This is a genomic window from Kluyvera genomosp. 2 (assembly GCF_036759865.1).
In the GTDB taxonomy this organism is placed as follows: Bacteria; Pseudomonadota; Gammaproteobacteria; order Enterobacterales; family Enterobacteriaceae; genus Kluyvera; species Kluyvera ascorbata_B.
The window spans coordinates 133-20,153 of sequence record NZ_JAPKIA010000013.1 but is presented as its reverse complement, the minus strand read 5'-3'; the positions used below and the strand labels follow the sequence as shown (position 1 = coordinate 20,153).

21 protein-coding genes and 1 pseudogene are annotated in these 20,021 nt (G+C 55.0%); 11 read left to right on the top strand and 11 right to left on the bottom strand.

Going from position 1 to position 20,021, the window contains the following annotated elements; all coding sequences use genetic code 11:
* The first annotated feature begins 7 nt into the window (after positions 1 to 7).
* Positions 8 to 919, top strand: a complete 912-nt coding sequence (gene cysM, locus V6942_RS14990; protein ID WP_106924171.1) for a cysteine synthase CysM — start codon at positions 8 to 10, stop codon at positions 917 to 919.
* On the opposite strand, the gene V6942_RS14985 is transcribed toward cysM, so the two are convergent.
* From V6942_RS14985 to ptsJ, 3 genes are read right to left on the bottom strand one after another with little or no spacing between them, the layout of a single operon-like run.
* A complete protein-coding gene (locus tag V6942_RS14985) occupies positions 916 to 1,317 on the bottom strand; it encodes an SgcJ/EcaC family oxidoreductase (RefSeq protein ID WP_333501416.1) in 402 nt (133 codons plus the stop codon). The two genes, cysM and V6942_RS14985, sit on opposite strands and share 4 nt — an antisense overlap.
* Before the next feature lie 28 nt (positions 1,318 to 1,345).
* Positions 1,346 to 2,050: a type 1 glutamine amidotransferase gene (locus tag V6942_RS14980; RefSeq protein ID WP_106924173.1), complete on the bottom strand. Its 705-nt coding sequence runs from the start codon at positions 2,048 to 2,050 to the stop codon at positions 1,346 to 1,348.
* Between the two features lie 4 nt (positions 2,051 to 2,054).
* A complete protein-coding gene (gene ptsJ / locus V6942_RS14975) occupies positions 2,055 to 3,359 on the bottom strand; it encodes a transcriptional regulator PtsJ (protein WP_333501415.1) in 1,305 nt (434 codons plus the stop codon).
* Between the two features lie 85 nt (positions 3,360 to 3,444).
* Between ptsJ and pdxK the strand changes: the two genes are divergently transcribed.
* Together pdxK and V6942_RS14965 are read left to right on the top strand one after the other, a co-directional pair.
* The gene (gene pdxK, locus V6942_RS14970) at positions 3,445 to 4,308 is read left to right on the top strand and encodes a pyridoxine/pyridoxal/pyridoxamine kinase (RefSeq protein WP_182967331.1); all 864 of its coding nucleotides are present in this window, start codon (positions 3,445 to 3,447) and stop codon (positions 4,306 to 4,308) included.
* Positions 4,308 to 4,547 carry a cytoplasmic protein gene (locus V6942_RS14965; protein ID WP_106924176.1) on the top strand — a complete coding sequence of 80 codons (240 nt, stop codon included), beginning with the start codon at positions 4,308 to 4,310 and terminating at the stop codon, positions 4,545 to 4,547. The genes pdxK and V6942_RS14965 overlap by 1 nt, the downstream gene beginning before the upstream one ends.
* A gap of 95 nt (positions 4,548 to 4,642) precedes the next feature.
* Here the strand turns inward: V6942_RS14965 and crr are convergent, their stop codons facing one another.
* The 5 genes from crr to cysZ form a co-directional block, all read right to left on the bottom strand.
* Complete coding sequence (gene crr / locus V6942_RS14960; RefSeq protein ID WP_052282364.1) at positions 4,643 to 5,152, bottom strand: PTS glucose transporter subunit IIA; 510 nt, start codon at positions 5,150 to 5,152, stop codon at positions 4,643 to 4,645.
* A gap of 40 nt (positions 5,153 to 5,192) precedes the next feature.
* Positions 5,193 to 6,920: a phosphoenolpyruvate-protein phosphotransferase PtsI gene (ptsI, locus tag V6942_RS14955; RefSeq protein ID WP_106924177.1), complete on the bottom strand. Its 1,728-nt coding sequence runs from the start codon at positions 6,918 to 6,920 to the stop codon at positions 5,193 to 5,195.
* A 45-nt stretch (positions 6,921 to 6,965) separates the two neighbouring features.
* Positions 6,966 to 7,223: a phosphocarrier protein Hpr gene (ptsH, locus tag V6942_RS14950; protein WP_002913505.1), complete on the bottom strand. Its 258-nt coding sequence runs from the start codon at positions 7,221 to 7,223 to the stop codon at positions 6,966 to 6,968.
* Positions 7,224 to 7,607: 384 nt separating this feature from the next.
* A complete protein-coding gene (gene cysK, locus V6942_RS14945) occupies positions 7,608 to 8,579 on the bottom strand; it encodes a cysteine synthase A (protein WP_106924178.1) in 972 nt (323 codons plus the stop codon).
* 255 nt (positions 8,580 to 8,834) lie between these two features.
* Positions 8,835 to 9,596: a sulfate transporter CysZ gene (cysZ, locus tag V6942_RS14940; protein WP_333501414.1), complete on the bottom strand. Its 762-nt coding sequence runs from the start codon at positions 9,594 to 9,596 to the stop codon at positions 8,835 to 8,837.
* 230 nt (positions 9,597 to 9,826) lie between these two features.
* On the opposite strand from cysZ, the gene zipA reads away from it, so the two are divergent.
* From zipA to V6942_RS14925, 3 genes are all read left to right on the top strand, one after another.
* Positions 9,827 to 10,762 carry a cell division protein ZipA gene (gene zipA, locus V6942_RS14935; protein WP_333501413.1) on the top strand — a complete coding sequence of 312 codons (936 nt, stop codon included), beginning with the start codon at positions 9,827 to 9,829 and terminating at the stop codon, positions 10,760 to 10,762.
* A 71-nt stretch (positions 10,763 to 10,833) separates the two neighbouring features.
* Complete coding sequence (gene ligA, locus V6942_RS14930) at positions 10,834 to 12,849, top strand: NAD-dependent DNA ligase LigA (RefSeq protein ID WP_106924180.1); 2,016 nt, start codon at positions 10,834 to 10,836, stop codon at positions 12,847 to 12,849.
* 1 nt (position 12,850) lies between these two features.
* Entirely contained in the window at positions 12,851 to 13,063 is a 213-nt protein-coding gene (locus V6942_RS14925) for a DUF3820 family protein (protein ID WP_106924181.1), read from the top strand.
* Between the two features lie 2 nt (positions 13,064 to 13,065).
* On the opposite strand, the gene V6942_RS14920 is transcribed toward V6942_RS14925, so the two are convergent.
* The gene (locus tag V6942_RS14920; RefSeq protein ID WP_106924182.1) at positions 13,066 to 14,055 is read right to left on the bottom strand and encodes a bile acid:sodium symporter family protein; all 990 of its coding nucleotides are present in this window, start codon (positions 14,053 to 14,055) and stop codon (positions 13,066 to 13,068) included.
* A gap of 89 nt (positions 14,056 to 14,144) precedes the next feature.
* On the opposite strand from V6942_RS14920, the gene V6942_RS14915 reads away from it, so the two are divergent.
* Positions 14,145 to 15,071, top strand: a complete 927-nt coding sequence (locus tag V6942_RS14915; protein WP_106924183.1) for a LysR family transcriptional regulator — start codon at positions 14,145 to 14,147, stop codon at positions 15,069 to 15,071.
* Here V6942_RS14915 and V6942_RS14910 read toward each other — a convergent pair.
* A complete protein-coding gene (locus V6942_RS14910; protein ID WP_333501412.1) occupies positions 15,062 to 15,403 on the bottom strand; it encodes a FlxA-like family protein in 342 nt (113 codons plus the stop codon). The genes V6942_RS14915 and V6942_RS14910 overlap by 10 nt on opposite strands.
* Before the next feature lie 81 nt (positions 15,404 to 15,484).
* On the bottom strand, positions 15,485 to 16,249 hold the full coding sequence (locus V6942_RS14905) for an outer membrane protein OmpK (RefSeq protein ID WP_106924185.1): 765 nt from the start codon (positions 16,247 to 16,249) through the stop codon (positions 15,485 to 15,487).
* A gap of 229 nt (positions 16,250 to 16,478) precedes the next feature.
* Between V6942_RS14905 and xapA the strand changes: the two genes are divergently transcribed.
* The 4 genes and pseudogenes from xapA (at position 16,479) to V6942_RS14885 (ending at position 19,781) form a co-directional block, all read left to right on the top strand.
* Positions 16,479 to 17,312, top strand: a complete 834-nt coding sequence (gene xapA / locus V6942_RS14900) for a xanthosine phosphorylase (RefSeq protein WP_182930218.1) — start codon at positions 16,479 to 16,481, stop codon at positions 17,310 to 17,312.
* Positions 17,313 to 17,365: 53 nt separating this feature from the next.
* Positions 17,366 to 18,622, top strand: a complete 1,257-nt coding sequence (locus tag V6942_RS14895) for a nucleoside permease (protein WP_106924187.1) — start codon at positions 17,366 to 17,368, stop codon at positions 18,620 to 18,622.
* 57 nt (positions 18,623 to 18,679) lie between these two features.
* Positions 18,680 to 18,838, top strand: a complete 159-nt coding sequence (locus V6942_RS14890; protein ID WP_333501411.1) for a DUF1427 family protein — start codon at positions 18,680 to 18,682, stop codon at positions 18,836 to 18,838.
* A gap of 50 nt (positions 18,839 to 18,888) precedes the next feature.
* Positions 18,889 to 19,781 (top strand): annotated as a pseudogene (locus V6942_RS14885) (LysR family transcriptional regulator).
* The last annotated feature ends 240 nt before the right edge of the window (positions 19,782 to 20,021 follow it).

Genomic DNA, 20,021 nt, shown 5'->3' with positions numbered 1-20,021 from the left:
AGCAGAAGTGAATACATTAGAACAAACGATCGGCAACACGCCGCTGGTCAAATTACAACGTCTGGGGCCGGATAACGGCAGTGAAATTTGGGTCAAACTGGAAGGTAACAATCCCGCCGGGTCGGTGAAGGATCGGGCCGCGCTGTCGATGATTGTCGAGGCGGAAAAGCGTGGCGAGATTAAGCCGGGCGACGTGTTGATTGAGGCAACGAGCGGCAACACTGGCATTGCGCTGGCAATGATCGCCGCGCTGAAAGGTTATCAGATGAAGCTGCTGATGCCGGACAATATGAGCCAGGAACGCCGTGCGGCGATGCGTGCCTACGGTGCTGAGCTGATTCTGGTCACCAAAGAGCAGGGCATGGAGGGGGCGCGTGATTTAGCGCTGGACATGGCCCAGCGCGGCGAAGGCAAGCTGTTAGATCAGTTCAACAACCCGGATAACCCGTACGCGCATTACACCACGACCGGCCCGGAAATCTGGCGGCAGACGGAAGGGCGTATCAGCCACTTTGTCTCCAGTATGGGCACCACCGGTACGATTACCGGCGTGTCACGTTTTTTACGTGAACAGGAAAAAGCGGTCACCATCGTTGGCCTGCAGCCGGAAGAGGGCAGCAGTATTCCCGGTATTCGTCGCTGGCCAGCGGAATATATGCCGGGGATTTTTAACGCCAGCCTGGTTGACCAGGTGTTGGATATTCACCAGAACGACGCGGAAAACACCATGCGCGCGCTGGCGGTGAAAGAAGGCGTGTTCTGTGGCGTGAGTTCCGGCGGCGCGGTGGCGGGCGCGATTCGCGTGGCCGAGCAAAACCCGGGTGCGGTAGTGGTAGCGATCATCTGCGATCGCGGCGATCGCTATCTGTCTACCGGGGTATTTGGTGAAGAACACTTCAGCCAGGGGGCGGGGATTTAAGTCGCCGTGCTGTCCAGCAGGTCGGTGCCGTACGAGTTATCTACCGTACACAGCCAACGCTCTGCCTGCTGGCGAAATACGTAGGTCGCGCGGCGCGTGACCTGCGTTGTTTCACCGTTTTCCTGAGCAATATCCAGCCGGGTTTCCATGATCACCAGCGCGTTATCGCCGCCTTCGATAATCTCCATTCTGCCCTGCGTCACCGTCAGTCGATGCTGAAAATAATCGGCGATGGCAATAAACGCTTTGCGAATGTTTTCTTTCCCGCTGACCATCATGCCGGGTTTCACCACCAGCGTGGCGTCCTCGGCGTAATATTCCATCAGCGTGGCGTAGTCTTCCTGCGAGATGGCGCGGTCGCAGGCTTCGATAACCGCTTTAAGCGATGACGCTGGCATGTCTTCTCCTTAACGCATTGGTGGTGGGTTACTGCGTCAACTTATCAAGAAATCCCCATAGCTTCTCATTCATTTCGCGATAGTCATAGGCGCGCATCTCATCGACGCTACGGATATACGGCTTACCTTTGGCTTCATCCAGCTCCTGTTGGGAGTGCTGAATCAATCCTTCAACCGCGTCGGCGGTAAACTCCATGTGGCACTGGAAGCCATACACCTTATCGGTATATTGCACTATCTGGCGCGGGCAGCCGGCGCTGGTGGCCAGAACGACCGTGCTATCGGTCAGCCCCGGCATGTCGTTGTGCCAATGGCCGACGGTGAGCGGCGAACCGAAATGGTTGAACAGCGGGTGTTGAAGCGCAGCCTCGGTGAGGGTTATCGGGTAGTGACCAATCTCTTTTTCCGGACTCTGGCCTACGGCCGCACCCAAGGCTTCGCCAATCAGCTGCGAACCGAGGCAAATGCCGACCACCGTGCGCCCGGCGTCAATGGCCTGACGAATGAGCTGCTGTTCGGCTTTGGAATCGAAGTAAGCGCATTCGGCGAGCGTTGTGCGCGGCGACTGAGGGCCGCCAAAGACGACAAGCATGTCAAAACCATCGGCGTTGGCGGGGACGCGCTCATGGTTATAGACGTGCGTCCAACTGATCTCATGGCCGCGCGACTCGGCCCACGGCAGGTAAGCGCCCGCAGATTCAAACGATTCGTGAATAACAAAATGGACTCGCACTGTTTTACTCCTGATAGAGGCTAAGCGCCTGATGAATATCGGCCGCTAGTCGGGTGATGTCGTTATCGCTAAGTGTAGAAATGGTAATACGCAGTCCATGCGCAGGGGCACTGACGCCAAACGCCTCGCCTTCACGCACCAGCCAGCCTGATTTTGCCAGCGAAAACGCCGCTGTCTGGCTGGCGGCGGGGAGCGGAAGCCACAGGTTCAGACCATCACCGGGGGGCGCATTTTCAATGCCACGGCTGCGTAGCGCCCGTGCCAGCTTTTGTTGTTGGCTGGCGTAAAACTGACGAGCCAGCGCCTGCTGTTGTGGGAACGCCTCATCCGTCAGGCAGGCGTAGACTAAATCTTGTAGCAGATGACTTACCCACTGGCTCCCGGCGTTGAGCCGCAGCCGCAGCTTCGCCGACGTGGCCGTATCGCTGGCAACAAAGGCCAGGCGCAGATCCGGACCCAGCGCTTTGGACATCGAGCGAATCACCGCCCAGTGTCGGGTATCCGACGTAAGCACGGGGTGCCAGTCGGCTGCCGAAAGAAGCGCAAAGTGGTCATCGACGATAACCAGCGCCTGCGGGTAGCGGCTGAGCACCTGGCGGATAGCGGCGGCTCGTGCCGCGCTGAGGCTGTAGCCGGTGGGGTTATGGGCGCGTGGTGTCAGGATCACTGCGCGAGCGCCGGCGGCGAGCGCACGTTCCAGGGCGTCCGCCTGCATCCCTTCGCTGTCGATGGTAACCGGGCTGGCGTGAAAACCGCTGTACCGTAGCATGCTGATGCTACTGAGGAAGCAGGGTTCTTCCACGGCGACGCTATCGCCGGGCAGCAGATGAGCGCTCAGCAGGCGTTCGATGGCATCGACGGCACCGTTGGTCAGATCTATTTCGCCCGCCGTGGGTATCGCCTCTTGCATCCAGCCCTGGGCCCAGTCATACAGCGCGGGTGATACCGGCGCATCGCCATACAGGCGCGGCGTTCGGCTAATGTGTGATAGATAACGACCCAAATCCGGTAATTTATCCGCGGCAGGATTGCCGCCGGAGAGATCGGTGAGCGGGGTATGCGGGTTGCCACCTTCCAGCGCTACCGGCGCTGGCGTGGCTTTAATCACCGTGCCGTTGCGGCCAAGGCTAAGCGCCAGCCCGGAGGTCACCAGTCTTTTATAGGCGGCGGCAACCGTATTGCGGTTAACGCCCAGACGCATCGCCAGGAAACGCACGGGCGGCAGCGTTTCCCCCTTCGCCAACTGTCCGCTGGTGATATGCTGGCGAATACTGTCAAAAATTTCACTGGCGCTTTTTCCGTCGATCATTATTGACCTATGACAAAATGAATTTTAGCATATGACGATAATAGTGAGGCGCTCGCCCGCTGTCCAGAGTCATAAGGAGAAGGAGATGGGGCAGGATAGTGAAATACAGTCGGTGCTGTTCCACGATACGCACCGTGCGCTGCAAACGGACATCGTGGCCGTGCAGTCTCTGGTGGTCTACGGCAGCGTCGGCAACAGTATTGCCGTCCCGGCGATCAAGGCCCACGGTCTGCGGGTGACCGCCGTGCCGACGGTGCTGTTTAGCAATACGCCGCACTACGACACGTTTTACGGCGGGATTATCCCCGGCGAGTGGTTCGGTGGGTACCTCCAGGCGCTGAATGAACGTGATGCCTTGCGCGAGCTGAAAGCGGTCACCACCGGCTATATGGGCAGCGCGGAGCAGATTGCACTGCTGGCGGAGTGGCTAAAAACGGTACAGATCACCCATCCGGATATCTGCATCCTGGTTGACCCGGTGATAGGCGACGTCGACAGCGGGGTCTACGTCAAAGCGGAAATTCCGCAAGCCTATCGCACTCATCTGCTGCCGCTGGCGCAGGGGTTAACGCCCAACGTATTCGAGCTGGAAATGCTGAGCGGTAAGCCTTGCGGCACGCTGAGCGAGGCGATAGCCGCCGCGCAGTCGCTGCTTTCTGACAGCCTGAAATGGGTAGTGATCACCAGCGCGCCGGCCCAGACGGCCGATAACATTACCGTAGTGGTGGTGACGGCGGAATCGACGGCGGTCATCGATCACCCACGTCTGGAAACGGACCTTAAGGGCACCGGCGATCTGTTCTGTGCGGAGCTTATCAGCGGCATAGTGCAGAAAAAATCGCTTTCTGATGCCGCACACGATGCCGCGCAGCGGGTTCTGGAAGTGATGCGCTGGACGCAAACGTGCGGCTGCGATGAGTTAATTCTGCCACCGGCAGGGGAGGCGTGATGAAGCGCTATCGTCTGGTTGTACGCCATAATGGTCGGCTGGTGGGGCATTTTGATACCAGCGGCAAGGATGCGCTGGAAGATGCTTGCGTGGCGCGGGCAGTATTCGGCGTTACCGGAGGGTATCAGTGCGAGCTGTGGGTGTCCGATTCCGAACGTCGGGTGCTGGAAAGCGGCCCGGATGGGATGAAAGTCCTGATGCACGAGCCTTGTTTTCGCCCGGTGACCTCGGCGCTGTAGGCTGCGGCTGGTGGCCGGATGGTGGCGTAAGCGCCCGCTCCGGCCTGCGGACAAAAAAATGGCGCCAATCGGCGCCATTTTTTATGCAGCAAGCATTACTTCTTGATGCGGATAACCGGGGTTTCACCAACGGTTACGCTGCCAGAAAGTTTGGTCAGCTCTTTGATCTCGTCCATGTTGGAGATAACAACCGGAGTCAGGGTAGACTTCGCTTTCTCTTCCAGCAGGGCCAGATCGAACTCAATCACAGTGTCGCCAACTTTAACGCGCTGGCCTTCTTCTGCGATACGTTTGAAACCTTCACCTTTCAGTTCAACGGTGTCGATACCGAAGTGAACGAACAGCTCGATGCCGCTATCGGATTCGATAGAGAAAGCGTGGTTGGTTTCAAAGATTTTACCAATGGTGCCGTCAACCGGCGCAACCATTTTGTTGCCGGTTGGTTTGATAGCAATGCCATCACCAACGATTTTCTCAGCAAACACTACGTCCGGCACGTCTTCGATGTTGACGATCTCGCCAGAGAGCGGTGCAATAATCTCAATTGTTCCTGTGTCTTTTTTGTCATCAGAAACCAGAGATTTCAATTTATCGAACAAACCCATGATCTTCTCCTAAGCAGTAATTTGGGCCGCGTCTCGTGGATTAGCAGATTGTTTTTTCTTCAATGAACTTGTTCACCAACGCCAGCAGTTCGTCTGTGGTCGGTTGAGCAAGCGCTTGCTCTGCTAATACCTTCGCATCTTCGAAGTTCGTGTTACGGATAATCTTCTTAATGCGCGGGATAGAAATGGCGCTCATAGAGAATTCGTCCAGACCCATCCCCAGCAACAGAAGTGTAGCACGTTCGTCGCCTGCAAGCTCACCACACATGCCAGTCCATTTGCCTTCAGCATGAGAAGCATCAATAACTTGCTTGATCAAAGTGAGGACAGACGGTGACATCGGCTGGTAAAGATGTGAAATCATATCATTACCACGGTCAACTGCCAGAGTATACTGCGTTAAATCATTGGTACCGATACTAAAGAAATCAACTTCTTTGGCTAAATGACGCGCAATGGTCGCTGCGGCTGGGGTTTCCACCATCACACCGATCTCAATGGATTCGTCAAATGCTTTACCTTCGCTACGCAGTTCCGCTTTGTAGATTTCAATCTCTTTCTTCAGTGCGCGCACTTCTTCAACAGAGATGATCATCGGGAACATAATACGCAGCTTACCGAAAGCAGAAGCACGCAGGATTGCGCGAACCTGGTCACGCAGGATCTCTTTACGATCCATTGCGATACGCACGGCACGCCAGCCCAGGAACGGGTTCTCTTCTTTCGGGAAGTTCATGTACGGCAGCTCTTTGTCGCCACCGATGTCCATGGTGCGGACGATGACCGCCTGAGAGCCACAGGCTTCAGCAACGGCTTTGTACGCGGCAAACTGCTCTTCTTCAGTCGGCAGCGCATCGCGGTCCATGAACAGGAATTCAGTGCGGTACAGGCCTACGCCTTCCGCGCCGTTACGCTCAGCACCGTCGATATCACGCACGGTACCGATGTTGGCGCAAACTTCAACCTGGTGGCCATCAAGGGTGATTGCCGGCAGATCTTTCAGTTTTGCCAGTTCGGCTTTCTCGGAGGCAACCTGTTCCTGTACAGCGCGAAGTTTTTCAATTTCTTCGTTTGTTGGGTTGACGTAAACCAGATTGTTTACGGCATCCAGAATCAGATAGTCGCCATTTTTCACCTGAGTGGTGACGCTGCCGGTACCCACGATAGCCGGCAGTTCCAGGGAACGTGCCATGATGGAGGTGTGGGAAGTACGGCCACCGACGTCAGTGATAAAGCCCAGCACCTTCTTCAGGTTCAGCTGTGCGGTTTCAGACGGCGTCAGGTCTGCGGCAACCAGGATAACTTCGTCCTGAATCGCGCTCAGGTCAATAATCGCCAGACCCAGGATGTTGCGCAGCAGGCGCTTACCGATGTCACGTACGTCAGCCGCACGTTCTTTCAGGTATTCATCATCCAGTTCTTCCAGGGCAGTCGCCTGACCTTCGATAACTTCATGCGCAGCTGCATCAGCCGTCATGTTCTTATCTTTAATCAGGGCTATGATTTCCTGCTCCAGCTCCTCATCTTCGAGCAGCATGATATGCCCTTCGAAGATGGCTTCTTTTTCTTCACCGAAAGTTTCGCCAGCTTTAGTTTTGATAGCTTCGAGCTGCGCGGACGCTTTAGAACGACCGCTCAGAAAACGCTCAACTTCCTGCTCAACCTTATCGGCAGAAATTTTCTTCCGGTCGATGACAATTTCATCTTCTTTCAGCAGCAATGCTTTACCGAAAGCGATACCCGGGGATGCTAAAATGCCTGAAATCATAACCCTACCTTACTTGTGACTGATATTTAAAAGAACTCGTTGAACTTACTCGAGTTCAGCCATCAGTTTAACCAGATGCTCAACTGCTTTCTGCTCGTCTTCACCTTCTGCGGACAGGGTAACAACGGTACCCTGAGTCAGGCCCAGAGTTTGCAGTTTGAACAGGCTTTTCGCGCTAGCGCTTTTGCCGTTGGAGGTCACAGTGATCTCAGAAGTGAAGCCTTTCGCTTCTTTAACAAACTGAGCAGCAGGGCGGGTATGCAGACCGTTCGGAGCGGTAATGGTAACTTCTTGCTGGAACATTATATTTCCCCAACTTATAGGTTTAGTGTTGTGGAACTAAAGTCTAGCCTGGTGGCTAGACTTTAGCCTGTATTACTCAATTCAAGCGACGTCCACAAATCAGCGCTACCATCGGCGACAAACCTTCCGACGCAGACGCTTCTGGCCTTTGACGTTTCGCTTATCATTAAACATTATGCCGCGAAAGCAGGATTTGAACCAAATCATAAAATCGATTCAGCACAGGAAAACCTGTAATGAATAATTTCGCGGCTCAAAATAAATATGATGGTTAAATACCAGACCTAAGGAGGTGAAGCAATGCCAGGGGGGGTAAAAGTTTGACGTACGCCACAAAAAAGCACCCGACTGGGTGCTTTTTTACACGATTTTAACGCACTGGCATTACTGTTGCAGTTCTTTCTCGGTGAAGAGATCTGCAAATAACGCGGTGCTCAAATAGCGTTCACCCGAAGAGGGTAGGATAACCACAATATTCTTATTGGTAAAGGTTTCATCTTCCTGAAGTTTCAGCGCGGCGGCAACGGCAGCACCGGAAGAGATACCGGCCAGAATACCTTCTTCTTCCATCAGACGACGTGCGGTAGAAATGGCTTCTTCATTGGTGATGGCGACCACTTTGTCGATCAGTTTCAGATCGAGGTTGCCGGGAATGAAGCCCGCGCCGATCCCCTGGATCTTGTGTGGGCCAGGCTTCAGCTCTTCACCTGCCAGCGCCTGCGCGATGACCGGAGAATCGGTTGGTTCAACGGCCACGGAGATGAGATCCGTTTTGCCCTTGGTGCCTTTAATATAACGCGTGACGCCGGTAAGAGTACCGCCGGTGCCGACGCCTGCAATGAATACGTCAACCTGGCCGTCGGTATCTTCCCAGATTTCCGGGCCGGTGGTCTTTTCGTGGATTTCCGGGTTCGCCGGGTTGCTGAACTGTTGCAGCAACAGGTATTTTTCCGGATTGCTGGCGACGATCTCTTCCGCTTTCTGGATTGCGCCCTTCATGCCTTTCGCACCTTCGGTCAGCACCAGATTGGCGCCCAGCGCTTTCAGCAGCTTACGGCGTTCAATACTCATGGTTTCCGGCATGGTCAGCGTCAGTTTGTAACCGCGAGCGGCGGCGACGTAGGCCAGAGCGATCCCAGTGTTGCCGCTGGTCGGTTCAACCAGTTCAACGCCCGGTTTCAGTACGCCACGTTTTTCGGCATCCCAAATCATATTGGCACCGATACGGCATTTGACGCTGAAGCTCGGGTTACGTGATTCAACCTTCGCCAGAATGCGCCCGTTACCGATGCGGTTCAGTCGTACCAGCGGCGTATGACCGATAGTCAGGGAGTTATCTTCAAAAATCTTACTCATGGCCTGTCCTTAACTGTATGAAATTTGGGGTACTGGACCAGCATACCTGCTTAAAGATTCTGCGGAAGTAAGGATTTCGCATATCTATATACTGAAGGGAAATAATGGCTATCGTGATGGAATAAGGCAAGGCATAACGGGAAACGGCAGGCCGGATAAGCGCAGCGCCATCCGGCAGAGCCCATACACGTTGCCGGATGGCGCTGCGCTTATCCGGCCTACAACGTCAGTTAAGCATTACGCCTGAAAGTGAGGTTATTTCCACATCGCGTGTTTATCGCGATAGCAGTCCACCCACATCGCCGTCGCGCCGCAAATCGCCACCGGAATAATCACCAGGTTAAGCACCGGGATCAGGGTGAACAGGCTGGTCAGCGCGCCAAACTGCATGTTAGTGACCTTACGGGTGCGCAGCGCTTCACGCATAGTTTTAAACGGTACCTTGTGGTTATCGAACGGATAGTCGCAGTACTGAATCGCCAGCATCCAGGCGCTGAACAGGAACCACAGCACCGGCGCGACCGTCTGGCCGACGCCAGGAATGAAGTACAGCAGCAGCAGCACAATCGCGCGCGGTAGATACCACGCCAGTTTTTGCCATTCGCGTTTCATGATGCGGGGCAGGTCTTTCATAATACCGACAATACCGGTGTCCGGCGGGGTGGCGCCGGTTAAGCGCGCCTCTAACTGCTCGGCCAGCAGACCGTTAAACGGCGCGGCTATCCAGTTGGCGATGGTTGAGAAGAAATAGCCGAAAACCAGCAGAATTGAAATCACGATCACCGGCCAAAGCAGATAGCTCAGCCACTGCAGCCAGTCGGGAATACGCCCCATCAGCGAGGGGATCCAGCTCTCCAGCTTGCTGAACAGCCACCAGAAGGCGCCGCCCATCAGCACAATATTGACCAACAGCGGTAAGATGACGAATCGGCGAATGCCCGGCAAGCCGATCAGTTTCCAGCCCTGAGAGAAATAGTAAACGCCGCTGCGTGCGGCAGGGGTGGACGATGAAACCATGGTCAGGTGAAGCTCCTTTGTCTGACTACATTGAAAAGACGACACTATATTAGCGAGTTGTTGGACAATCACCAGTTAAGAAATGTTCGAAAAACAAGCAAAAAGTACGATTTAACGCATCTTTCTGCGGTGAATGTCATGTGCACACTTGCACTTGACGTGATGGGCAAATACTCTTAGTGAGTAAATGTTTGCCGTGGTGGCAAGGTGTTAGAACAACAGAGAATATAATGATGCAGGATTTGCGTCTGATATTAATCATTGTTGGCGCGATCGCCATACTCGCTTTACTGGTTCATGGTTTCTGGACGAGCCGTAAAGAGCGTTCCTCGATGTTCCGCGATCGCCCAATCAAGCGTATGAAGTCTCGCGATGCCGACGATGAGTCGGAAGACGACGTTGATGACAATGTTGAAGGCGTGGGTGAAGTTCGTGTCCACAAGGTTAATCACGCCCCTGGGGCCGCTGGGGAGCATGAAGCCCCCCGTCACGCGCCTCAACACCAGTACCAGCCGCCTTACGAGCGACAGGCTCCTCAGCCTGTGCAGCAGCCCGTGCGCCCGCCGGTTCTCGAACAACCGCAGCCCGTGCCGCCGGTACATCAGCCTCAGCCTGTTGCTCCGCAGCCGCACGTTGCCGCGCCGGTAGCAGCGCCGACGGCCCAGCCGCTGCCGGTGCAGCCGCCGCAGCCAGAACCGGTTGCACAGCCAGCGCCAGAACCCGCCGAACCGGTTAAGCCGGAGCGCAAAGAGACGGTCATCGTCATGAACGTGTCCGCTCACCAGGGCTCATACATTAACGGTGAACTGCTGCTCAACAGCATTCAACAGGCCGGATTCAAGTTTGGCGATATGAACATCTTCCATCGCCATCTCAGCCCGGACGGAAGCGGCCCGGCGCTGTTTAGCCTGGCGAATATGCTCAAGCCGGGGACGTTTGATCCGGACAACATGAGCGATATGCAAACGCCAGGCGTGACTATCTTCATGCAGGTGCCGGGCTACGGTGATGAGCTGCAAAACTTCAAGCTGATGCTCCAGTCGGCACAGTATATTGCCGATGAAGTCGGCGGCGTGGTGCTCGACGATCAGCGTCGGATGATGACCCCGCAAAAGCTGCGCGAGTATCAGGATCGTATTCGCGAAGTGAAAGACGCCAACGCCTGATTCGGCGCGTGCGTTTTCAACCCCTCCTGAACCCCCGCCTGTCGGGGGTTTTTTATCATTGATGGTGTGATATGCAATCTATAGAACAACGACTGAATGAACTGCGAGCGACGCTTCGCCATCATGAATATCTGTACCACGTTCTGGATGCGCCGGAGCTACCGGACGCCGAGTACGACCGCCTGATGCGCGAGCTGCGCGAGCTGGAAGCGCAGCATCCGCAGTTAGTTACCGCTGACTCACCGACCCAGCGCGTCGGCGCTGAGCCGCTGGGCGCCTTTAGCCAGATTCGTCATGAAGTGCCGATGCTGTCGCTGGATAACGTGTTTGATGAAGAGAGTTTCCTCGCCTTCAACAAACGCGTGCAGGACCGCCTCAACAGCAGCGACAAGCTGACCTGGTGCTGTGAACTGAAGCTCGACGGGCTGGCGGTGAGCATTCTTTATGAAAACGGCGTGCTGGTCAGCGCCGCCACGCGCGGTGATGGCACTACCGGGGAGGACATTACCTCTAACGTGCGTACCATCCGTGCGATCCCGCTGAAGCTGCACGGCGACAACATTCCGGCGCGGCTGGAAGTCCGCGGCGAAGTGTTCCTGCCGCAGGCCGGGTTCGAAAAGATCAACGAAGACGCCCGCCGGACCGGCAGCAAGGTGTTTGCCAACCCGCGTAACGCGGCGGCCGGTTCGCTGCGCCAGCTGGACCCGCGCATTACCGCGAAGCGACCGCTTACTTTCTTTTGCTATGGCGTCGGCGTGCTGGAAGGCGGCGAGCTGCCGGATACCCATCTGGGTCGCCTGATGCAGTTTAAAGCGTGGGGCCTGCCGGTGAGCGACCGCGTGACGCTCTGCGATTCGCCGGAGGAAGTGCTCGCTTACTACCATAAAGTTGAAGAAGATCGCCCAACGCTGGGCTTTGATATTGATGGCGTGGTGATCAAGGTCAACTCGCTGGCGCTTCAGGAACAGCTGGGCTTCGTTGCCCGCGCCCCTCGCTGGGCGGTCGCGTTCAAGTTCCCGGCCCAGGAGCAGATGACCTTTGTTCGCGACGTTGAATTCCAGGTCGGGCGCACCGGCGCGATTACGCCGGTTGCACGGCTTGAGCCGGTCCAGGTGGCGGGCGTGCTGGTCAGCAACGCCACGCTGCACAACGCTGATGAAATTGCGCGGCTGGGGCTGCGTATCGGCGATAAAGTGGTGATTCGTCGCGCTGGGGACGTTATTCCGCAGGTGGTCAACGTGGTGGTTTCTGAGCGCCCTGATGACACGCAGGAAATTGTCTTCCCGACCCACTGCCCGGTGTGTCACTCCGACGTTGAACGCGTAGAGGGGGAAGCGGTGGCGCGCTGCACCGGCGGCCTGATCTGCGGTGCGCAGCGCAAAGAGTCGCTGAAGCATTTTGTCTCTCGCCGCGCTCTCGACGTGGACGGCATGGGGGATAAAATCATCGATCAACTGGTGGAAAAAGAGTACGTCCATACGCCAGCCGACCTGTTTACCTTAACGGCAGGCAAACTGACCGGCCTGGACCGCATGGGGCCCAAGTCGGCGCAGAACGTGGTGAATGCGCTGGAAAAGGCGAAGCAAACGACATTTGCCCGTTTCCTCTATGCGCTCGGCATTCGTGAAGTGGGTGAAGCCACTGCCGCAGGGCTAGCGGCCTATTTTGGTACGTTGGATGCGCTTGAGGCCGCGTCGATTGACGAGCTGCAAAAAGTGCCGGACGTCGGCGTCGTGGTGGCTAACCACGTGTTTAACTTCTTTGCCGAAGCGAGCAACCGCGAAGTCATTGAACAGTTGCTGAAAGAAGGCGTCAGCTGGCCTGCGCCGGTGGCAATCAACGTTGAAGAGATAGACAGCCCGTTTGCAGGTAAAACCGTGGTGCTGACCGGCAGTCTGAGCCAGATGTCCCGTGATGACGCCAAAGCACGGCTGGTCGAGCTGGGCGCGAAGGTGGCGGGCAGCGTATCAAAGAAAACCGACCTGGTGATTGCCGGCGAAGCGGCAGGCTCGAAGCTGGCCAAAGCGCAGGAGCTTGGCATCGCGGTGATTGATGAAGCGGAAATGCTGCGGCTGCTAGGAGTGTGACGTGGATAAAGCGCAGCTGATTGAGATTGCCAACACCGAGATGCCGTTCGGCAAGTATAAAGGCCGACGTTTAATCGACGTGCCGGAGGAGTATCTGCTGTGGTTTGCCCGCAAGGATCAGTTTCCGGCGGGCCACCTTGGCGAGCTGATGCAGCTGACGCTGTTGATTAAAACCGAGGGGCTGACCCAACTGGTGCAGCCCCTTAAACGCTAGCCTTAAACGCGGGCCTGCTCTTTGGCCTGCAGTTTTTCAGTCTGCGCTTTGTAGCGGCGCGCCAGCACCGCGCAGGTCATCAGCTGAATCTGATGGAAGATCATCAGCGGCAGCACCATCATCCCCAGAATTGACGTCGGGAAGAGAATATTGGCCATCGGAATGCCGTTGGCCAGACTCTTTTTCGAACCGCAGAAAACAATCGTAATTTCATCGGCTTTATTGAAGCCCAGACGGCGGGCAACCACGGTATTGATCAGAATCACCACTGCCAGCAGCACGATACTGACCACGACGATAAACAGCAGCGACCCCAGACCGACTTTGTGCCAGATCCCGTTAACCACCGCTTCACTGAAGGCGGAGTAGACCACCAGTAAAATTGACGTCTGGTCGGTTTTGGCGATCCATTTTTTGTGTTTGCTGACAAATGCGGCAGTCCAGGGGCGGGAGAGATGGCCAAGAACGAACGGCAGCAGCAGCTGCAGCATAATTTTGCCCACCTGCTCGAGACTGCCGCCGGCGCCGTGAACATTCATCACCAGGCCAACCAATAGCGGCGACAGGAAAATCCCCAGCAGACTAGAGGCGGACGCAGAACAGACGGCGGCAGCTACGTTACCGCCCGCCAGGGACGTGAAGGCGATGGCCGATTGCACGGTTGCAGGCAGTATGCAGAGATACAGGAAGCCTGAATAGAGTGCCGGATCGACGTTAATGGGCGCCCACCAGGCGAACAGTACGCCGAGCACAGGGAAGACCACAAACGTACTGCACATCACCCACAGGTGCAGTCGCCAGTGGCTGCCGCCGGCAATAATTGATTCACGCGATAGCTTGGCACCGTGCATGAAGAACAGCAGCGCGATGGCGGCGGTGGTTAAATTTTCGAAAAATGGTACGAAATCGCCGCGCGCGGGAAAGAAGGTGGCGAGCAGGACGACGGCGATAAGAGTAAGCGTAAACGGATCTAAAATGCGGAAAAGTTTCATAAAGACTCCTGAAGATCGATGATGCTATTTTGCTTTTTTATTGTTGAGAAATAAAATTGATTTATTGCATCCATTAATGAATAAAAAAGATGAATTACTCTCTTCGACAGTTAAAGGTGTTTGTGACGGTTGCGCAGGCGAAAAGCTTTAGTCGGGCGGGGGAGATCATTGGCCTCAGCCAGTCGGCGGTTAGCCATAGCGTAAAGGAACTGGAGCATCAGACCGGCGTGCGTCTGCTCGACCGCACCACGCGCGAAGTGGTGCTAACCGAAGCTGGGCAGCAGCTGGCGCAGCGGCTTGAGCGCCTGCTGGATGAGCTGCATAGCACGCTGCGTGAAGCCGGGCGTATTGGTCAGCAGCTTAGCGGGACGGTGCGCGTGGCGGCAAGCCAGACCATCTCGGCGCATCTTATTCCGCAATGCATTGCCCAAAGCAATCGCCGCTATCCGGATATTCGCTTTGTGCTGCATGACCGACCGCAGCAGTGGGTACTGGAGAGCATCCGCCAGGGCGAGGTGGATTTTGGCATCGTTATCGATCCGGGCGTTGTGGGGGATTTACAGTGCGAAGCCGTGCTGTCGGAACCGTTTTTCCTGTTGTGCCGCGGCGATCATCCGTTTGCTGGGCTGCCGAGCGTGAGCTGGCAGGCGCTACAGGGGGCGAAGCTGGTGCTGCAGGACTACGCCTCGGGCAGCCGAATGCTGATTGATGCCGCGCTGCGCCTGCATGATATTGAAGCCGATATCGTGCAGGAAATTGGCCACCCGGCAACGCTGTTCCCGATGGTGACCGCCGGTATTGGTATTAGCATTATCCCCGCGCTGGCGCTGCCGTTACCTGAGGGGAGCCCGCTGGTTGTGAAGCGACTGACCCCAGGGGTAGAGCGTCAGCTGATGCTGGCGCGGCGAAAAAATCGCTCGCTCTCGACGGCCGCCCAGGCGCTGTGGGACGTGGTGCGTGAGCAGAGCCAGCTGCTGATGGATAACCGCGCTCAGGAGCCGCTGTATCAGATATAGATATCGATTTGACGGTCGTCGCTGGGCTTATTGATGCCGGTGACGGGGGCGGCAGAGGCTTCCTGTTTTTCTTGTTCCTTTTCCGCCTGCTGGCGCTGCAGCTGCGCCAGCTGTGCTTCCAGCATGGTAATCTGCTCCTGAATCATTTCCGCCCGCTTTTGTTTTTCTTCGGTGCTCCCGCTGCCGTCGGCGATTTCTTTTAGCTGCTGGGTGAGCTTCACAATCTGTTGGGTGATACGCGCCATCTGCGATGCGGCATCGTTACCTTCCGGCGCGGCGGAGCTGGTGGTGGCTTTCAGCGCTGCGAGGGAAGTTGTGCTGATAGTGGTCATGATCGAGGCCTTATAAAGGGAAATATAACCAATATCGGCCTGCTAGCGGGAAGCTTGAGCATTGCTTCCCGCATTTGAGCATCAGAAATTGAATTTTACCGAGTAGATGATAGCGTCCTGATACCAGCTTTCGCCGAGCTTATCGTCCGCGTAGCGGTATTGAATACCGGTGGTCAGATGGGCTGTTGCGTTCCACCATACCGCCAGCGCGCCGTTCAGCCCTTCCTTACCGCCGTTACCGGCCGCATAGCTTGGATCCCGATCAAATTCGTATTCGTTCCAGTTGGTGACGGTGAATTTCTCATGGCCGAGCATAAAGCTGTACCCGGCAACCCACCCGGCCACGTAGCCATTATCACCGGTGTAGTAGGTCTGATCGGTATAGCGTTTAGCAATAAACGGCTTAAACCAATAACCGTTGCCGGTAAAGTTGTAGCCAAGGCCGTAGAGGAACATATCATCGTGGAAATTGACCCGGTTCGGTGAGCCATAGGTCCCGTAGGCGTGGAGATAGAGATTCAGCCCGGTATCGCCCAGATAAATGCGGTTGGTGTTTTTAAACGTATAGCGTTGTTCGCTGCCGGGTTTATCGTGACGGTTGTTATAAAAATTTTCCCAATCGAAGAAACCGTACATTTCGCCCCAGCTGAAATTGGCGCCGCCTTCCAGTTCAAGATAGCCAAAGTCATCTTTATGCGACTTATTACTCGATTTCTCCGTGGTTCGGTTTGACCAATCAAGATAATGCAAACCAATATCGGCGAATCCGCCTTTAAATTCGGCATGAGACGCGGCGGGAAGTAAAAGCAGAGAGGTAATGGCAAGAATAATGCGTTTATTGTTCATTGTTAATTTCTCTATTTTTAGGAATAATAAAAACATGCCATTTGTATTGTTAAACCTGGCCCATTACCAATACTGTTTTTACGCTGAATTAATACTTGCAGAATATAAGTTCCGATTGATTTAAAATTACTATCGATTGTGAGAATAAATAGTATTGGTTAGTTCCATATAAGTATCGCTATAAACAGTGAATTATTTCATGTTCTGTTCACACTGTTTAAGGATAGCTATGACCCATCCTCATTTTTCAAATAACCCGCAGTACTGCGTTGATATTATTCACCGTTACAAGCCGGGCTTTACGCCGCGAGTGGCGTTTATATTAGGTTCCGGGTTAGGGGCGCTGGCTGAGCAAATTGAAGACGCCGTTGCCATTTCTTATGAAAAATTACCCGGCTTCCCGGTGAGTACCGTGCATGGCCACGCGGGAGAACTGGTGCTCGGCACGCTGGCGGGCGTACCGGTGGCGTGTATGAAGGGGCGTGGCCACTTCTACGAAGGCCGCGGGATGCGCATCATGACCGACGCTGTGCGTACGTTCAAGCTGTTGGGCTGCGAGCTGCTATTTTGCACCAATGCGGCGGGTTCTCTGCGCCCGGAAGTGGGGGCAGGCGAGCTGGTGGCGCTGAAAGACCATATCAACACCATGCCGGGCACGCCGATGGTGGGGCCAAATGATGAGCGCTTTGGCGAACGATTCTTCTCATTGGCGAACGCCTACGACGCAGACTATCGCGCGTTGCTCCAGACCGTTGCAAAGGAAGAGGGCTTCCCGCTGAGCGAAGGCGTGTTTGTCTCCTACCCGGGGCCAAATTTTGAAACGGCGGCTGAAATTCGCATGATGCAAATCATCGGCGGCGATGTGGTGGGGATGTCGGTGGTGCCGGAAGTGATCGCCGCGCGCCACTGCGGGCTGAAGGTGGTGGCGGTTTCCGCCATTACTAATATGGCGGAAGGGCTGAGCGATGTGAAATTGTCACACGCGCAGACGCTGGCCGCTGCCGAACTGTCCCGCCAGAACTTTATCAATCTTATCTGCGGCTTCTTACGCAAACTGGCCTGATAGCCGATGACAAGGCCCTTTCGGGGGCCTGATGCTACGACAAGGAAATGATGATGGACATTACGTCTCGCTTAAAAATCATGTCGTTTTTACAGTATTTTATCTGGGGAAGCTGGCTGGTCACCCTGGGTTCTTACATGATCAATACGTTACATTTTACCGGTGCTAACGTGGGGATGGTGTACAGCTCTAAAGGGCTGGCGGCAATTATTATGCCGGGAATTATGGGCATTATTGCCGATAAATGGCTGCGTGCGGAACGTGCGTATATGTTGTGTCATCTGGTGTGTGCCGGGGTGCTGTTTTACGCCGCATCGGTCACCGATGCTGACACCATGTTCTGGGTGATGCTGGTTAACGCGATGGCGTTTATGCCGACCATTGCGCTGTCGAATAGCGTGTCGTACTCCTGCCTGGCGCAGGCGGGGTTGGATCCGGTGACCCGTTTCCCGCCGATTCGCGTGTTCGGGACCCTCGGTTTTATTGTGGCCATGTGGTCGGTCAGCCTGCTACATCTTGAACTGAGCAATGTGCAGCTTTATATCGCTTCCGGGGCGTCGGTATTGCTGACGCTGTATGCGTTCACGTTGCCGAAAATTCCCACGGCTGAGAAGAAAGTGGCCACCACGCTTGCCAGCAAACTGGGGCTGGATGCGTTTGTGCTGTTTAAAGATCCGCGCATGGCGCTGTTCTTTTTATTCGCCATGATGCTGGGCGCGGTGCTGCAGATTACCAACGTGTTCGGTAACCCATTCCTGCATGATTTTGCCCGTAATCCTGAATTCGTCGACAGTTTTGTAGTTAAGTATCCTTCCATCCTGCTTTCAGTTTCTCAGATGGCGGAGGTCGGGTTTATTCTGACGATTCCGTTCTTCCTCAAGCGCTTTGGCATTAAAACCGTCATGCTAATGAGCATGGTGGCATGGACGCTGCGGTTTGGCTTTTTTGCCTTTGGCGACCCGTCGCCGATGGGCTTTGTTCTGCTGCTGATGTCGATGATTGTGTATGGCTGTGCGTTCGATTTCTTCAATATTTCCGGTTCCGTATTTGTTGAACAGGAAGTGGGGGCACATATTCGCGCCAGCGCCCAGGGGCTGTTTATGACCATGGTGAACGGTGTCGGCGCGTGGGTGGGGTCACTCTTAAGCGGCATGGCGGTAGATTATTTCTCCGTCGATGGCGTGAAAGATTGGCAAACCATTTGGTTGGTCTTTGCTGCCTACGCATTAGCACTGGCGGTGATCTTCGCTATTTTCTTCAGATATAAACACGAGCCGGAGAAAATATCCTCGGCATCGGTGGCGCATTAATTAACTCATCGCTGGTGAGGATTGTCGCCAGCGATTATTTAACTACAAGGAATCGTTGTGAAAGATATTATTATGTCATCCGGTATTGGGTTCGGTATTGGTGCGCGGTTTACGCTTTGCCGCTTACCTATTCCTGCGCCAAATGTGCTTCCCGGTGTTTTATCAATTGTATTTATGTATTTTGGCTATCTGGCCGTCAGGTTTATTTTTCACTGAGGGGTGTGGTAAGTTAATCCTTCAAATAGCCATTATGGAGCGTAATAGTGATGGGACGTGAGCACCGTATCGATCTTAAATTATTACGCTATTTTATCGCCGTGGCGGAAGAGCTGCATTTTGGCCGAGCCGCAGTGCGTTTAAATATGTCGCAGCCTCGCTCAGTATTCATATCAAAGAGCTTGAACAGCAGCTCGGTACGCTACTGTTTGTGCGGCATTCTCGCAGCGTAGCGCTCACGCACGCCGGCAAGGTGCTGATGGAGGAGTCACGACGCTTAATCGAAAGCACCAATCAGGCGCTGGCACGGGTTGAAAAGATTGGTCGCGGCGAGTCTGGGCGAATTGAGCTGGGCGTGGTTGGCACGGCGATGTGGGGGCGAATGCGGCCGATGATGCATCGGTTTTTAAAGGAGAACCCCAACGTTGATGTGATATTCCGTGAAAAGTCGCCGGGGCTGCAAATGGCACTGCTGGAGAGGCGCGAGCTGGACGCCGGGATCTGGCGGATGGCGACGGCATTGCCAGAGCGCTTTTCTGCCCAGCGCCTGTATGAAGCATCGTTCCTGGTGGCTATGCCGGAAGATCACCTCCTGGCAGCCTGCGATCGCGTTCCGTTAGACGCCTTGCGCAATGAGTACTTCGTGACGCTGCCGTCGGTACATTCCGATTGGGCCTTTTTGCAGATTGTCTGTCAGAAAGCGGGCTTTACCCCAATGATCGTTCGTGAAGTGGTCGAACCGCAAACGGTGCTGGCGATGATCAGCATGGGGATGGGGATTACATTAATGGCTGACAGCTATGCACAAATGAACTGGCCCGGCGTGGTGTTTCGGCCGCTGGAAGAGCGGATAGCGGCAGATCTCTACCTAGTGTATGAGCATCAGCAGGTTACGCCTGTGCTGAGCAAGCTGATTGCAACATTTATGCAGGAAGGTTGTTAATCGCTGATAATTGCGGGTAAATTGCAGATAGCAAAAAAGCGCCTTTAGGGCGCTTTTTTACATTGGTGGGTCGTGCAGGATGACTCGCTTCGCTCGCCCTTCGGGCCGTCGCCGTAAACGGCTCCGTTGTTTCGCTGCGCTCAACACCGAACCTGCAGCAGGTTCGAATCGTTTATATCGCAGATAGCAAAAAAGCGCCTTTAGGGCGCTTTTTTACATTGGTGGGTCGTGCAGGATTCG

What these genes read in the sequence shown, in the direction of transcription:
- crr (WP_052282364.1), bottom strand. Translation starts at nt 5,152, where the DNA reads ATGGGTTTGTTCGATAAATTGAAATCTCTGGTTTCTGATGACAAAAAA.
- V6942_RS14915 (WP_106924183.1), top strand. Translation starts at nt 14,145, where the DNA reads ATGAATTACTCTCTTCGACAGTTAAAGGTGTTTGTGACGGTTGCGCAG.
- zipA (WP_333501413.1), top strand. Translation starts at nt 9,827, where the DNA reads ATGATGCAGGATTTGCGTCTGATATTAATCATTGTTGGCGCGATCGCC.
- V6942_RS14895 (WP_106924187.1), top strand. Translation starts at nt 17,366, where the DNA reads ATGGACATTACGTCTCGCTTAAAAATCATGTCGTTTTTACAGTATTTT.
- V6942_RS14910 (WP_333501412.1), bottom strand. Translation starts at nt 15,403, where the DNA reads ATGACCACTATCAGCACAACTTCCCTCGCAGCGCTGAAAGCCACCACC.
- V6942_RS14920 (WP_106924182.1), bottom strand. Translation starts at nt 14,055, where the DNA reads ATGAAACTTTTCCGCATTTTAGATCCGTTTACGCTTACTCTTATCGCC.
- V6942_RS14965 (WP_106924176.1), top strand. Translation starts at nt 4,308, where the DNA reads ATGAAGCGCTATCGTCTGGTTGTACGCCATAATGGTCGGCTGGTGGGG.
- ptsJ (WP_333501415.1), bottom strand. Translation starts at nt 3,359, where the DNA reads ATGATCGACGGAAAAAGCGCCAGTGAAATTTTTGACAGTATTCGCCAG.
- xapA (WP_182930218.1), top strand. Translation starts at nt 16,479, where the DNA reads ATGACCCATCCTCATTTTTCAAATAACCCGCAGTACTGCGTTGATATT.
- ptsH (WP_002913505.1), bottom strand. Translation starts at nt 7,223, where the DNA reads ATGTTCCAGCAAGAAGTTACCATTACCGCTCCGAACGGTCTGCATACC.
- ligA (WP_106924180.1), top strand. Translation starts at nt 10,834, where the DNA reads ATGCAATCTATAGAACAACGACTGAATGAACTGCGAGCGACGCTTCGC.
- cysZ (WP_333501414.1), bottom strand. Translation starts at nt 9,596, where the DNA reads ATGGTTTCATCGTCCACCCCTGCCGCACGCAGCGGCGTTTACTATTTC.
- pdxK (WP_182967331.1), top strand. Translation starts at nt 3,445, where the DNA reads ATGGGGCAGGATAGTGAAATACAGTCGGTGCTGTTCCACGATACGCAC.
- ptsI (WP_106924177.1), bottom strand. Translation starts at nt 6,920, where the DNA reads ATGATTTCAGGCATTTTAGCATCCCCGGGTATCGCTTTCGGTAAAGCA.
- V6942_RS14905 (WP_106924185.1), bottom strand. Translation starts at nt 16,249, where the DNA reads ATGAACAATAAACGCATTATTCTTGCCATTACCTCTCTGCTTTTACTT.
- cysK (WP_106924178.1), bottom strand. Translation starts at nt 8,579, where the DNA reads ATGAGTAAGATTTTTGAAGATAACTCCCTGACTATCGGTCATACGCCG.
- V6942_RS14985 (WP_333501416.1), bottom strand. Translation starts at nt 1,317, where the DNA reads ATGCCAGCGTCATCGCTTAAAGCGGTTATCGAAGCCTGCGACCGCGCC.